This is a genomic window from Nonomuraea roseoviolacea subsp. carminata (assembly GCF_024172185.1).
GTDB classification, from domain to species: Bacteria; Actinomycetota; Actinomycetes; order Streptosporangiales; family Streptosporangiaceae; genus Nonomuraea; species Nonomuraea roseoviolacea.
In genome coordinates this window covers 7687341-7700675 of sequence record NZ_JAMZEC010000001.1, presented here as the reverse complement: position 1 = coordinate 7700675, position 13335 = coordinate 7687341, and the positions used below count along the sequence as shown (strand labels likewise).

The following is a 13335-nucleotide window of genomic DNA, read 5'->3' as shown; positions in this document are numbered from 1 at the left end:
GATGTGCGGGCGAGCGTAACGGCGGCCTCACGAGCCTGTCAACGCCCCTTCCCCGGCCCCGCGACGACGGCGGAAGGGGAAGGCGGGTCAGGGGCGGGCGGTCGGCAGGGAGGTGGCGCGGACGACGAGTTCGGGCTCGAAACGTCCCTGCATGTCCTGCTCGTCCTCAAGGCCGAGCAGCAGGCGCACGGCGCCGGCCCCCAAGGCCGCCGACGGGTGGCGGACGCTCGTGAGCGGCACGATGGCGAAGTCGGCGAACTCTATGTCGTCGTACCCCACCAGCGAGAGGTCCTCCGGCACCCGCACGCCGGCCACGATCAGCCCGTGCAGCAGGCCGAGCGCGAGCAGGTCATTGCCCGCGACGATCCCGTCGGGGAAGTCGCGCTCCGGCCGTTCGAGGAGCGTCCGCGACACCTCCTCCCCCACCTTCGCGGTCTGCACCCGCACCCGGACGACCTCCAGCGAGGCCGGCACGCCCGACTCGGCGATGGCCCGCCGCACCCCGGCCAGCCGCAGGTCCACGTGCGGGTGGGGGCCGCCCGCGAACAGCAGCCGCCGCCTGCCCTGCGCGAGCAGGTGGGCGGCGGCCAGATGGCCGCCGCGCTCGTTGTCGCCCGAGATCGCCGGATAGCTGTGCGGGCCCGGCGCGACGCCGACGAGGACGAACGGCGTGCCCCTGCTCCGCAGGCCGAGCAGCTCGGCGGGCACGTCGCCGACCGGGGCGGCGATGATGCCGCTGACGTGCTGCGACTCGAAGAAGTTGAGGTAGGCGCGCTCCCGCTCGGCGCTCTCGTCGCTGTTGGCGAGCAGGACGAACCGGCCGTGGGCGGCGGCCTCCGCCTCGGCGCCCGCCGAGATCTCCGCGTACACCGGGTTGGCGGCGCTGGAGACGAGCAACCCGAGCGCGAGACTGTGGCCGGCCCGCAGCCGCCGCGCGGCGTCGTTGCCGACGTAGCCGAGCTCGTCGGCGGCGGCGAGCACGCGCCGGCGCAGGTCGGGCGAGACGCGGTCGGGCTGGGTGAAGGTGTAGGAGACGGTCGCCCGCGAGACGCCGGCGCGGGCGGCGACGTCGCCCACCGTGGGGACGGAGCTCACGGCCCTGGGGCGCCGTGGCGGGGAGGTCATGGCGCTCCTCGTCGTCGTGCGGCTGGAGATCGCCGTCAGCCTAGCGCCTGTGAATGGATTCACGAAGCCGGCCGGCGGACCGTTGACACGACCCGGGGCCCACCCGTAATCTGCCCGAAACGCTCGTGAATCGATTCACGGCACTCCCCTTGGGCGCGTCCCGGCACCTGGCCGACGAGAGCCCCGGACAGGCGTTCCCCATCCCGTCATCCCCCGTGGCTCCATCGGGCCCGGCACCCCCTGCGAGAGGAGTCACACGTGGCCGCGCCGCACGCGACGACGACACCGCCCGGAGCGCGGGCACCCGCCGCCCGCACGCCCGCCACCGCGCGAGGACAGCGAGCCGGGGTGCGGGCCCCGTGGTGGTTCGTGGTGCCGGCGGTCGCCGTCTACGTCTTCATCGTCGTGGTCCCCAGCGTCAACGGCGCCGTGTTCTCCTTCACCGACTGGAACGGGCTGCGGCCCGGCTGGTCCTTCGTCGGCCTGGGCAACTACGCCGACGTCCTCGCCGACCGCGCCGCCCGCGACGCGCTGGTCAACACGCTGCTGCTGGCCGCCACGGCCACCGTCGTGCAGAACGTGGCCGGGCTGCTGCTGGCCCTCGGCGTCAACCGGGTGGTCAGGAGCCGGTACGTGCTGCGCGTCGTCTTCTTCGCGCCCGTGGTGCTGACGCCGCTGGTCGCCGGCTACGTGTGGAGCTTCCTGCTCTCGCCCGACGGCGCGCTCAACGAGGCGCTGCGCGCGGCCGGGCTCGGGGCGCTGGCGCACGACTGGCTGGGCGACCCCGGCACGGCGCTGTACGCGGTCGTCGCCGAGATCGTCTGGCAGTTCGCCGGCTACTCGATGGTCATCTACCTGGCGGGACTGCAAGCGATCCCGGCGGAGGTGCTGGAGGCCGCCACGATCGACGGGGCGGGCGCGTGGAGCCGGTTCCGCCACGTCGTGCTGCCCCTGCTGAACGGCGCCGTCGTGATCAACGTGATGCTGTGCCTGATCGGCGGGCTCAAGCAGTTCGACCAGGTGATGGCCATGACCGGCGGCGGTCCCGGCACCGCCACCGAGACGATCTCCACCGCCATCTACAAGAGCGCCTTCTCCCTGGGCGACTACCCCTTCTCGATCGCGCTGGCCGTCGTCATGACCGCGGTCATCGCGGTGCTGGCCGCCGTCCAGTTCCGCCTGACGCAGAGGAGGAGCTCCTGATGGACGCCCGCTACACCTGGCGGACCCTCGTCCGCGAGGCGACGCTGATCCTGCTCGCCCTGCTGTTCCTCGTGCCGCTGGCCGGGCTGCTCAACGTCTCGCTGAAGCCGCAGGACAGCGAGGGCGGCGCCCTGGCCTTCGCCTGGCCGCCCACGCTGGGGAACTACGCGCGGGCGTGGGACGAGGCCGGTCTGGGGGCGGCGCTGGCCAACAGTTTCGTCATCACCGTCGTCAGCGTCGCGCTGATCATCGCCTTCGCCGCCGCGGCCGCGTACCCGCTGGCCCGCGTGACCCGCGGCTGGTCGCGGGCCACGTTCTTCCTCCTGGTCGGCGGGCTGCTCGTCCCCGGGCAGCTCGCGCTGCTTCCCCTGTACGCGACCATGCGCGACGTGGGGCTGCTCGGCACGCTCTGGGCGGTGATCCTCATCAACGTCGGGCAGCAGATCCCGTTCTCGGTCTTCCTCTACACGATGTTCCTGCGCGAGCTGCCGCTCGACTACGAGGAGGCGGCGCTGCTCGACGGGTGCGGCCCGGTGCGCTCGTTCGTCACCGTGGTGTTCCCGCTGCTGCGGCCGGTCACCGGAACCGTGGTGATCCTCAACGCCGTCGGCATCTGGAACGAGTTCTTCACCCCGCTGCTCTACCTGGGCGGCAGCGACAACACCACGGCCCCGGTGGCGATCTACGGCTTCGTCAGCCAGTACGTCTCCCAGTGGCCCCTCATCTTCGCCGGCCTGGTGATCAGCGTCGTCCCGATCCTGGTCCTCTACTTCGCGCTGCAGAAGCACATCATCAAGGGCTTCGCCGGCGGCCTCAAGGGCTGAGCCGCGCACCCCCCGTTCCCCGACTCCGGAGACTGTCATGAAGTCGTTCACCGCGTTCACGGCCGCGAGCTGCCTCGCCCTCGCGGCCACCGCCTGCTCCACCTCGGGCACCGGCTCCGCCGGCGCCGGCGGGTCCGGCCAGGTGCTCACGCTGGCCGCGGCCGGCCAGGGCCCGGCCAAGGCCGCGATCGAGGCGTTCCAGAAGGCCAACCCCGGCGTCGTCGTGAAGACCACCTTCACCGAGGACGACGCCTCCTACCAGCAGCAGATCCGCACCCAGCTCTCCTCCGGGACCGCGCCGGACGTCTTCCGCATGTGGCCGGGCGGCGGCAACACCATGGCCGTGCGCGACCTCGGCAAGGACGGCATGCTGGCGGACCTGTCCGGCGAGGGCTGGGCGGGCGGCCTGAGCGCCGACCTCAAGGCCGTCACCAGCGACCCGGCCGGCAAGGTGGTCGCGGTCCCGGTGACCGTCGGCGCCATCGGCGCGGTGTGGAACGACCAGGCGCTCCAGGCGAGCGGGCTGGCCAAGCCCACGACGTGGCCGGAGGTGCTGCGCTTCTGCAAGGACGCCAAGGCCAAGGGCGTCGTGCCGTTCGCCCTCGGCCTCAAGTCGGCCTGGGTGACCCAGCTCGTGCCGTACGCGCTGACCGCCTCCCTCGTCTACGGCCCGAACCCCGGCTTCACCCAGGCGCAGAAGGACGGCAAGGCCACCTTCGCGGGCTCGGCGTGGAAGCAGGCGCTGGAGCAGTACGTGCAGATGCGCGACCAGGGCTGCTTCAACGACAGCCCCAACGGCGTCGGCTACGACGAGCAGATGCGGATGTTCGGCCAGGGCAAGGCGCTCGGCGTGGTGCACGTGCTGTCGGCCGTGCAGTCGGCCCGCGAGTACGCCCCCGACGGCACGACGTTCTCGATGACGCCCTTCCCCGCCACCGACAGCGCGGCCGGGACCTACCTGCCCGTCTCGGTCGGCATCGTCTACGGCGTCAACGCCAAGGCCAAGAACCCCGACCTGGCCAGGCGGTTCATCCGCTTCCTCGCCTCACCCGAGGGCCAGGCCCTGTACGCGACGGCCTCGGGCAGCAGCCCCGCCCTGTCCGCCCCCGGCTTCCGGGCCGACGCCCTCCAGCAGCCGGTCCTGGACGCCGTCAAGGCGGGGAGGTCCACGCTCTACCCGGACCAGGCGTGGCCCAACCCCAAGGTCCAGCAGGAGCACCTGACCTCGATCCAGGAGCTGTTCAACGGGACGGTGGACGTGCCGGCCGTGCTCGGCCGCATGGACAAGGCGTTCACCTCCGCGCCGTGAGACCCCCGAGACCGCTCGATCCCCGACCTCGAAGGAAGCCATGACCCCCATGGAGGCGTGCCTGTGGATCACGCCCAAGATCTTCGACGACCTGCGCGACCCCGGTCCCGGCGTGGCGGCGTTCTTCGACCACCACGCCGGCTGGCTCGGCGACCGGCCCGTCACGCTCGTGTTCTGCGCGGGCAACGGCGACCACGTGCTGAACTACGCGGGCCGCCACGCGTGGCAGGAGCGCTTCGACTGGGCCCGCTACAACTGCTTCGCGCTCGGCCCCGGCGGGCCCGCCGCGATGGCCCGGGCGCACAACCGCGACTGGCTGGCTCGGGTGCGCGACGGCGGGGAGCGCTCGGCCAACCCGTACTCGGCGGGCCCGATGTTCACGCTGTCCGAGCAGCCGATGGACTACGCGACGCTGGCCGGGATCTACGCGGCCGTGCGCGCCGAGGCGCGCTCGCGGGGCCTGCCGGTGCGGCTGCTGGAGTACCTGGAGCCGGGGCCCGAGTTCTGCCGCAGCGAGTGGAAGACGGTCCGGCATCCGGAAGTGGCGGCGAGCGCCGCCGACGCCGGCGGGCACCTGGTCCCGGGGGTGATCGACGTGACGGCGCCGCTCGCCGCCGACGGGCGGCGGTACGCCGCCTTCCCCGGCGGCATCCCGGCCGGGCTGCCCGCCGGGGACTTCGTGGCCGCCCAGACGGCCGCGTTCGCCGTTGACTTCGGCCTGGACGGGGTGCTGCTCGGCAACCAGTTCGGGCTGGTGGGCTTCTGGCATCCGGACAACGCGCCGCCGCCCACCCCGCAGCGCTCGGCCGGGATCGAACGGTTCTTCCTGCGGCTGCGGGAGGCCATGGGCGAGCGCCTGGTCTACTGGATGGACACCTACTGGCGGGCCGAGGTGGAGCGGTCGGCGTGGGGCATGACCGACGCCGCGTACCGGAGCCTCGACGCGATCCTGGTGAGCACGTTCGCCGTGCTCGTCGAGCGCACCGAGATCGTGCCGAACCTGCTGAGCAAGGCCGCGCTGGGCGGGCCCCGCCCGTTGCTGGGCCTCGACTTCGTGGACCCCTGGTACTGGTACCGCACCTATCTCGACGACCGCCGGACGTACCTCTACCAGCGGGAGGTGCTGGCCGGGCACGCCGCGTCGCTGGCCGGGGTCTCGTTCTTCGCCAACGACACCTTCGGCCACTTCGTGCCCGCCGCCGAGCTGGCGGACACCCTGGAGGTGCTGCGGAAGGCGGAGATCGGCTGACGCCCGGGAGGTCGCGGACCAGGCGGCGGTCAGGCGTAGACCGAGCCGGTCTCGGTGAGCAGCGCGTCCAGCACGCGCAGGGCGCGCCACGCCCGCGTGAGTCCGAAGAGCGCCGAGAACCGCACGACGGCGCGCAGCTCCTCGGGCGTGGCGCCCGCGCCGAGGGCCCGGGTCACGTGGGCGCGGAAGCTCTCGTCGAGCGTCTGGTAGAGCACGTCCACGGTCATCGTGGCGAACGCGCGCTCCCGCACGCCGATCCGCGTCATGCCGCCCCGCATCCGTGACTGCAGGGCCATGTACTCCGCGAACGGCTCGTCCAGGCCGCGCACCGCGCGCACCATCGGCGCGGGCAGCGGGGTGCCCGCGCCGTCGGCGTTCACCTCGTGGCCCTCCTCGCGGGCGCCGTCGAGCCCGCGGGCCCGCTCGATGCCGGCCAGCCGTTCGAGCGCGGAGCGGGCGGCCGGGTATCCGCTGTCGTAGGCGATGAAGCGCACCAGCTCCCGCAGATCTCCCACGGGCACGCCGTGCTCCAGTGCCGCCGTCACGTGCTCCTCGAACGGCACGCCGAGGGTCTGCTCGCAGACGTCGGCGACGAGCGACAGCAGGATCTTCTCCCTCGTGGTCAGCTCCGGGAGCTCGTCCCAGAGCGCCCGGTACGTCGCGGCGCTCATCTCCGCGAACACCGCGTCGAGTTCCTTCACCCGCACGTCGGACGGGTAGTCCATGGTGGTCCTCCATGACTGAACGGTTGTTGCGCTACGACTGTAGCCCAACACGTGTGGTCCTACAATGGGGCGTCATGGACAACAGCGGCGGGCGCGGGCGCAACCCGCGGGGCCAGGGCGAGCGGCTGCGCGAGGAGATCGTCACCACCACCGTCCGGCTGCTGGACGAGCTCGGCGACGACCAGGCGCTCTCGCTGCGGGCCGTGGCGCGCGCGGTCGGCATCGCGGCGACCTCGGTCTACATCCACTTCGACGACCGTGACGCGCTCGTGCTGGCCGCGCTGGAGCGCTTCCACGGCGACCTGGTGCGGGCCGTGGACGAGGCGGAGGCGGCGGCTCCCGACCCGGCGGGCGCCCTCCGGGCCCGCGTCCTGGTGCTCGGCGACTGGGTCCGGCGGCACCCCGGCCTGTACAAGGTGCTGCACGAGAGCACCCTCAACCAGCGCGCGGCCATGGCGTTCAAGCTGGAGCTGGCCGAGCGCACGACCGCCGCCGTGCGCCGCTGCATGGACGCCGGGCTCGCCCCGGACGGGGACGCCGCGACGGTCTCCCTCGACCTGCGCGCGGCGGTCCACGGCGCCGTCTCGATGCGCGTCAACCAGCCCGACCTGGCCTGGCCGCCGCTGGAGGAGCAGGTGGACCGGTTCCTCGCCAGGCTCGTCGGCCTCACCCCCGCCTCCGCCTGACGGGCGGGCGCAGTGCGGCGCGGCGCGGCACCGCGAACCCGAGGGCGATCATCGGCGTCGTAGGAGATGTTCCGTCGGAGGCACCAGGCCGGACAGGGGCGCGAAGGCCCGGTGCCGCGGCACGTCGAACGGGGGACTCCATGGTGCTGAGAATCCACTTCACGGGCGACGACCTCGCGCGGACGCGCGTCGCCCCCGACTGCGACGCCATGTGGGAGGTGATGCTCAGCCTCTACCGGTTACGCCGCCGCGAGGGCGCGATCGTCTTCGGCCAGTGGAAGAAGGACGCGCTGGCGAGGGTGCCCGCGGCGACCAGGATGCTGACCACGCTCGTGCCCACGCAGGGGTACGCCGTCGACTTCCTCACCCCGCGCACCGAGCCGGGCTCGATCGCGGCCGGGGCCGAGGCCCTGCGCCGGACCCCGCGCGAGCGGCTGCGCGTGGACCTGGTCGAGCTGGCCTGGCGCCATCCCGGCAGGCGGCTGCCCGGGTGGCTGGGCGGCCTGGCCGCGGGCAGCCCGCGGACGCTGGACGCCGTCGCCGGCGCGGCCGAGACCTACTTCGAGGCGTGCCTGTCGCCGTACTGGTCGCGCATCCGCGCGCAGGTGGCCCGGGAACGCGCCCACCGCGCCCGCGTGCTGGGCGAGGGCGGCTGGGAGGCGGTGTTCGCCACGCTCCACCCGTCGGCGCGGTGGAGCTTCCCGACGCTGGAGCTGTCCTATCCGGCCGACCACGACATCCATCTCAACGGCCGGGGGCTCGTGCTGCAGCCCTCGTTCTTCTGCCGGCGGACCCCGATCACCCTGCGCGACCCCGAGCTGCCGCCGGTGCTGGTCTACCCGATCGAGCACGACCCCGCCTGGGCGCACGGCGACCCGCCAGGCCGGCGCCCGGCGCTCACCGGCCTGCTGGGGCCGACCAGGGCCCAGGTGCTGGAGACCATCGCCCACGGCGACTGCACCACCGGTGAGCTCGCGCGCCGGCTCGACATCCCCGGCTCGACCGCCAGCCGCCAGGCCACCACCCTGCGCGAGGCCGGCCTGGTGGCCAGCCACCGTCTCGGCCAGGCGGTCATCCACACCGTCACCGATCTCGGCGCCGCCCTCCTCGACGGCCGCCGGCCCGGTCTGATCGCCTAGCCCGGTGGCCGGGCCGTCCGCGTGCGGAACCGGGTGCGGTAGGTCGTGGCGCTCAGCCCGTAGTAGCCCTTGAAGCGCCGCGCGAAGTGGCTCTGGTCGGCCCAGCCCACCGCCTGGGCGATCGAGGTCACCGGCTCGTCGGTGCGCAGCAGCAGGTCGGCCGCGGTCTCCACCCGCAGCCGCGCGAGGTACGCCATGGGCGGCAGCCCCGTGGCCGACTTGAACAGCCGCACCAGGTACGCGGAGCTGAGCCCGGCCGCCCCGGCCAGCTCCCCCAGGGTCCACTCCCGGGCCAGGTCGGACTCCACCATGCGCACGACCCGCATGACCGTCGGGTGGGTCAGGGCGGCCTCGGCGCCGCCCTCGTCCCGCACGGAACCGACCGTGCGGGACAGCAGGCCGAGGAAGAGCGACAGCCAGCCGATCACGTCGGCCCGGTGGCGCCGGATGCTGCCGTCCCGGAGCCGGTCGAGGTGCTCCAGGTAGCCGACCGACAGGCCGAGGTCGTGCTCGTCCAGGTGGGCGGTGAGCACGCCCCGGCGCTGCAGGGAGTGGGGGCCGGTCCAGAGCAGGTAGCCGAGCAGGGGGTCCTCGCGGGTCCACGACAGCTCGTCGCGCAGCAGGTCGGTGCCGACGCAGCAGTTGTACAGGTCGAGCCCGGCGCACCGCTCGTACCCGTGCCACACCCCCGGCCGCAGCAGCACGACGTCACCGGCGCGCAGCTCGTGCCGCCCGGACAGGGAGTGGTGGACGGCGGTGCCGCCGACCACGACGGCGATCTCCACGAAGCTGTGCGTGTGGACGGGCTCCTCGCCCTCGTGCGCGTAGCGGCGCGCGTAGGCGGGCGAGCCGTCGTCGAAGTGGAGCAGCCCGCGGGTCATCTTCAGCGGCGATCCCGTCACGTCGGCCACCCTAGCCCCGGGGCTCAGGTCAATTTCGTCCGAGTGAGATGTCTTTCGTGCTAGCCGCGAAGCCGCGCCACCTCCGATGATGCTTCGTGTCCGCGCGGCCTCCGACCCGGTACACACTCCCGCATCGACAGGCGGAGGAAGGACGATCGTGCCCACCCTGACCCCGTACGGCCTGACCTGCGAACTCCTGGAGGAACCCCTCGGGCTCGGCGAGCCCCGGCCGCGCCTGTCGTGGCGGATGGCCTCCGGCGTGCGGGGCCAGGCCCCGGCAGCGTACCGGCTGCGGGTGGCGGCGCGGCCCGAGGACCTCGACGATCCCGCGCGGCTGCTGTGGGACACCGACCTGGTCGAGCCGCCCGAGTCCCCGTACGTCCGCTACGACGGCCCCCCGCTGCAGTCCGGCACGCGCTACCACTGGCGGGTCTCGCTGTGGGACGCGACGGGCGCGCCGGCGGGCGAGGCGACGTCCTGGTTCGAGACCGGGCTGCTGCACGCCGACGACTGGAGCGCCGCCTGGATCGGTCCCGACCCGGCGCTCGTCGCCGTCGTCGACCCGCCGCGCGACGACGACCGCACCGAGCGCACCCGCCCGCTGGCGCCCTGCCCGCAGCTGCGCCGCGCGTTCCGGGTCGAGGGCGAGGTCGTGCGGGCCCGGGTGTACGTGAGCGCGCGCGGCCTGTACGAGCTGTCGATCAACGGCCGGCGGGTCGGCGACCACGAGCTCGCCCCCGGCTGGACCGACTACCACGAGCGGATCCCGTACCAGGCGCACGACGTGACGGAGCTGCTGCGCGAGGGCGAGAACGTGGTCGGCGCGACCCTCGCCGACGGCTGGTGGAGCGGCTACGTCGGCTTCGACGCCCGCCGCCAGGCCCTGCACTACGGCACGGCGCCGCAGTTCCTCGCCCAGCTCGTCGTGGACCACGCCGACGGCTCGCGCCGCGTCGTCGCCACCGACGGCGCCTGGCGCGCCGGGCGGGGCCCGGTCGTCTACGGCGACCTGCTCATGGGCGAGCGCCACGACGCGCGCCTGGTGGTGACGGGCTGGGACGCGCCCGGGTTCGACGACAGCGGCTGGGCCCCGGCCGCCGTCCTCGACCGGGACCTGTCGGCGCTGACCGCGAGCACCGACCGGCCGGTGCGCGTGGTGGCCGAGCTGCCCGCCGTGTCGGTCGCGCCGCGCGGCGGCGACCGCCACATCGCCGACCTCGGCCAGAACATGGTGGGCCGGGTCCGCCTGACCCTGCGCGGCCTGCCCCGTGGCGCCACGGTCCGGCTGCGGCACGCCGAGATGCTCGACGACGGCGAGCTGTACCTGGACAATCTGCGCACCGCCGAGGCCACCGACCACTACGTGGCGGCCGGGGAGCCGGTCGAGGTGTTCGAGCCGCGCTTCACCGTCCACGGGTTCCGGTACGTGGAGATCAGCGGCGTGCCAGGGCCGCTGCGCGCCGAGGACGTGACCGGCGTCGTGCTCATGAGCGACACGCCGGCGGCGGGCGAGTTCCACTGCTCGGACCCGATGGTGACGCAGCTCCAGGCCAACATCGTGTGGGGCCAGCGGGGCAACTTCGTCGCGGTGCCGACCGACTGCCCGCAGCGTGACGAGCGGCTCGGCTGGCTGGCCGACGCCCAGGTGTTCCTGCCGACGGCCGCGCGCAACGCCGACGTCGCCGCCTTCTTCGCCCGCTGGATGCGCGACGTGGTCGGCGCCCAGGACGCCGGCGGCGCGTTCCCCGACGTCGCCCCGAAGATCTGCGTCACCGACGCGGGCGCCCCCGCCTGGGGCGACGCCGGCGTCATCATCCCGTGGCAGCTCTACCGGCTGTACGGGGACGTGCGGGTGCTCGAACGCTCCTACGACGCGATGGCCGCCTGGGTCGAGTACGTCCGCCGGCACAACCCGGACCTGATCTGGCGCGAGCGGGTGGGCAAGCACTACGGCGACTGGCTGCAGATCGGCGTGGAGACGCCCCGGGAGGTGCTGGCCACCGCCTACTTCGCCCGCTCCGCCCAGCTCACCGCGCGGGCCGCCGCCGTGCTCGGCCGCAAGGACGACGCCGCCGCGTACGCCGAGCTGCACCGCTCGATCCGGGAGGCGTTCGCCGAGGCGTTCGTCGGGCCGGACGGCCGGGTGACCGGCGGCACCCAGACCGCCTACCTGCTCGCGCTGGCCTTCGACCTGCTGCCCGGCCACCTCGTGCCGGCCGCCGCCGCGCACCTGGCCGCCGACGTGGAGGCGCGGGGCCGGCACCTGACGACCGGCTTCCTCGGCGTGTCGCTGCTGTGCCCGGTGCTGACCGAGCACGGCCACGCCGACCTGGCGTACGCGCTGCTGCACCAGGAGGACTTCCCGTCGTGGTGCTACTCGATCCGGCACGGCGCCACCACCATCTGGGAGCGCTGGGACGGCTGGACCGAGGAGAGCGGCTTCCAGTCGGCGACCATGAACTCCTTCAACCACTACGCCCTCGGCTCCGTGGGCGACTGGCTGTACGGGCGGGTCGCCGGCATCGACCAGGACTCCGGGTCGGTCGCCTACCGGCGGCTGCTGCTGCGGCCGACCGTCGGCGGGCGGCTGAGCTGGGCGCGGGCCTGCCAGGAGACGCCGTACGGCCGCGTCGCGTGCGGCTGGCGCCTGGAGGACGGCGCCGTCGCCGTCGAGGTGTCCGTGCCGCCGGGCGCGACGGCGGTCCTGCACGTGCCCACCTCCGACGCGGCGGCCGTGCGCGAGGGCGGCCTGCCGGTCGAGGCGGCCGAGGGGGTGCGGGTGGCCGGGGAGTGGCCCGGTGTGCTGGCCGTCGAGCTGGCCTCCGGCGACTACGCCTTCACCGCGCCCTTCTGACCCACCGGACCCGCCGGACCCGCCGAGCCCGCCGGACCCTCCCGCGAACGACCAGGCCCGGAAAGCCCGGACCCGGGTGGAGAGCGCCCCTCAGCTCTCCACCCGGGCCGGGTCCGTGCGCCGCGCGGGGCTCAGCGGGCGACCGAGACGGTGCGCTTGCGGGAGGCGAACACGTCGTCCACCAGCCCGTACGTGCGCGCCTGCTCGGCCGTGAAGATGCGGTCGCGCTCCAGGTCACGCCGGATGTCGAGCACCGGCCGGCCCGTGTGCCGGGCCAGGATCTCCTCCTGCTGGTCGCGCATGCGCAGGATCTCGCGCGCGTGGATCTCCAGGTCGCTCGACTGGCCGCGCGCGCCCTCGGTGGCGGGCTGGTGGAGCAGCACCCGGGCGTGGGGCAGCGCGGCCCGCTTGCCGGGCGTGCCCGCCGCCAGCAGCACCGCCGCCGCCGACGCGGCCTCGCCGATGCAGACCGTCTGGATCTCGGGCCGGACGAACTGCATCGTGTCGTAGATGGCCGCCATCGCGGTGAACGACCCGCCCGGCGAGTTGATGTAGAGGTTGATGTCGCGGTCGGGGTCGAGCGACTCCAAGGTCAGCAGCTGCGCCATGACGTCGTTGGCGGAGGTGTCGTCGATCGGGGTGCCGAGGAAGATGATGCGGTCCTCGAAGAGCTTGGCGTAGGGGTTGCTCTCCTGCACGCCGTAGGAGGTGCGCTCGGTGAAGGACGGCAGCACGTAGCGTCCGCTCATGTCAGTTCATCCCTTCGGCGATGTGGTCGACGAAGCCGTACTCCAGGGCCTCCTGGGCGGTGAACCAGCGGTCGCGGTCGGAGTCGGCCTGGATGCGCTCCAGCGGCTGGCCCGTGTGGTGGGCGATCAGCTCGGCCAGGCGGCGCTTGGTGTGGATCATGTTCTCGGCCTGGATCTGGATGTCGGCCGCCGTGCCGCCGATGCCGCCGAGCGGCTGGTGCATGACGACGCGGGCGTTGGGCAGGGCGTAACGCTTGCCCTTGGTGCCGGCGCACAGCAGGAGCTGCCCCATGGACGCGGCGAAGCCCATGGCCACCGTCGCCACGTCGCACGGCACGAACTGCATCATGTCGTACAGCGCCATCCCGGCGGTCACGGAACCGCCCGGCGAATTGATGTAAAGGGTTATGTCGCGCTTCGGGTCCTCGGCGGCCAGCAAAAGCAGCTCCCCGCAGAGCCGATTGCAAATGTCGTCGTCGACCTCCTGGCCGAGAACCAGGATGCGTTCTTTCAGAAGACGCTGGCTGAGCTGGTCAGGCCACTGCGTGCGCGAGGTCTCCGTCATGGTTC

At 73.5% G+C, this 13335-nt stretch carries 12 protein-coding genes; 7 read left to right on the top strand and 5 right to left on the bottom strand.

What is annotated here, in order from left to right:
* Positions 1–87: 87 nt before the first annotated feature.
* On the bottom strand, positions 88–1125 hold the full coding sequence (locus HD595_RS35785) for a LacI family DNA-binding transcriptional regulator (protein WP_253776930.1): 1038 nt from the start codon (positions 1123–1125) through the stop codon (positions 88–90).
* Between the two features lie 258 nt (positions 1126–1383).
* Here HD595_RS35785 and HD595_RS35780 point away from each other — a divergent pair, with 258 nt between their 5' ends.
* The 4 genes from HD595_RS35780 to HD595_RS35765 are packed head-to-tail and all read left to right on the top strand — an operon-like array spanning position 1384 to position 5710.
* On the top strand, positions 1384–2328 hold the full coding sequence (locus tag HD595_RS35780) for a carbohydrate ABC transporter permease (protein WP_253776928.1): 945 nt from the start codon (positions 1384–1386) through the stop codon (positions 2326–2328).
* Positions 2328–3152 (top strand): carbohydrate ABC transporter permease, encoded by an 825-nt coding sequence (locus tag HD595_RS35775; RefSeq protein WP_253776926.1) that lies wholly within the window; start codon positions 2328–2330, stop codon positions 3150–3152. The genes HD595_RS35780 and HD595_RS35775 overlap by 1 nt, the downstream gene beginning before the upstream one ends.
* 37 nt (positions 3153–3189) lie before the next feature.
* On the top strand, positions 3190–4461 hold the full coding sequence (locus HD595_RS35770; RefSeq protein WP_253776923.1) for an ABC transporter substrate-binding protein: 1272 nt from the start codon (positions 3190–3192) through the stop codon (positions 4459–4461).
* A 40-nt stretch (positions 4462–4501) separates the two neighbouring features.
* Positions 4502–5710: a hypothetical protein gene (locus HD595_RS35765; protein ID WP_253776921.1), complete on the top strand. Its 1209-nt coding sequence runs from the start codon at positions 4502–4504 to the stop codon at positions 5708–5710.
* A 29-nt stretch (positions 5711–5739) separates the two neighbouring features.
* Here HD595_RS35765 and HD595_RS35760 read toward each other — a convergent pair whose 3' ends face one another.
* The gene (locus HD595_RS35760) at positions 5740–6435 is read right to left on the bottom strand and encodes a carboxymuconolactone decarboxylase family protein (RefSeq protein ID WP_253776919.1); all 696 of its coding nucleotides are present in this window, start codon (positions 6433–6435) and stop codon (positions 5740–5742) included.
* Positions 6436–6509: 74 nt separating this feature from the next.
* On the opposite strand from HD595_RS35760, the gene HD595_RS35755 reads away from it, so the two are divergent.
* Together HD595_RS35755 and HD595_RS35750 are read left to right on the top strand one after the other, a co-directional pair.
* Positions 6510–7121, top strand: a complete 612-nt coding sequence (locus tag HD595_RS35755; protein ID WP_253776917.1) for a TetR/AcrR family transcriptional regulator — start codon at positions 6510–6512, stop codon at positions 7119–7121.
* 140 nt (positions 7122–7261) lie between these two features.
* The gene (locus HD595_RS35750; RefSeq protein WP_253776915.1) at positions 7262–8260 is read left to right on the top strand and encodes an ArsR/SmtB family transcription factor; all 999 of its coding nucleotides are present in this window, start codon (positions 7262–7264) and stop codon (positions 8258–8260) included.
* Here HD595_RS35750 and HD595_RS35745 read toward each other — a convergent pair.
* A complete protein-coding gene (locus HD595_RS35745) occupies positions 8257–9162 on the bottom strand; it encodes an AraC family transcriptional regulator (protein WP_253776913.1) in 906 nt (301 codons plus the stop codon). The two genes, HD595_RS35750 and HD595_RS35745, sit on opposite strands and share 4 nt — an antisense overlap.
* A 157-nt stretch (positions 9163–9319) precedes the next feature.
* Between HD595_RS35745 and HD595_RS35740 the strand changes: the two genes are divergently transcribed.
* Positions 9320–12016, top strand: a complete 2697-nt coding sequence (locus HD595_RS35740; protein ID WP_253776911.1) for an alpha-L-rhamnosidase — start codon at positions 9320–9322, stop codon at positions 12014–12016.
* 131 nt (positions 12017–12147) lie between these two features.
* Here the strand turns inward: HD595_RS35740 and HD595_RS35735 are convergent, their stop codons facing one another.
* Positions 12148–12765 carry an ATP-dependent Clp protease proteolytic subunit gene (locus HD595_RS35735; RefSeq protein ID WP_253776909.1) on the bottom strand — a complete coding sequence of 206 codons (618 nt, stop codon included), beginning with the start codon at positions 12763–12765 and terminating at the stop codon, positions 12148–12150.
* A gap of 1 nt (position 12766) precedes the next feature.
* Entirely contained in the window at positions 12767–13330 is a 564-nt protein-coding gene (locus tag HD595_RS35730) for a ClpP family protease (protein ID WP_253776907.1), read from the bottom strand.
* Between the last annotated feature and the right edge of the window lie 5 nt (positions 13331–13335).

Coding starts and splice junctions, on each gene's coding strand:
- HD595_RS35750 (WP_253776915.1), top strand. CDS start 7,262: ATGGTGCTGAGAATCCACTTCACGGGCGACGACCTCGCGCGGACGCGC.
- HD595_RS35770 (WP_253776923.1), top strand. CDS start 3,190: ATGAAGTCGTTCACCGCGTTCACGGCCGCGAGCTGCCTCGCCCTCGCG.
- HD595_RS35775 (WP_253776926.1), top strand. CDS start 2,328: ATGGACGCCCGCTACACCTGGCGGACCCTCGTCCGCGAGGCGACGCTG.
- HD595_RS35735 (WP_253776909.1), bottom strand. CDS start 12,765: ATGAGCGGACGCTACGTGCTGCCGTCCTTCACCGAGCGCACCTCCTAC.
- HD595_RS35765 (WP_253776921.1), top strand. CDS start 4,502: ATGACCCCCATGGAGGCGTGCCTGTGGATCACGCCCAAGATCTTCGAC.
- HD595_RS35730 (WP_253776907.1), bottom strand. CDS start 13,330: ATGACGGAGACCTCGCGCACGCAGTGGCCTGACCAGCTCAGCCAGCGT.
- HD595_RS35785 (WP_253776930.1), bottom strand. CDS start 1,125: ATGACCTCCCCGCCACGGCGCCCCAGGGCCGTGAGCTCCGTCCCCACG.
- HD595_RS35760 (WP_253776919.1), bottom strand. CDS start 6,435: ATGGACTACCCGTCCGACGTGCGGGTGAAGGAACTCGACGCGGTGTTC.
- HD595_RS35755 (WP_253776917.1), top strand. CDS start 6,510: ATGGACAACAGCGGCGGGCGCGGGCGCAACCCGCGGGGCCAGGGCGAG.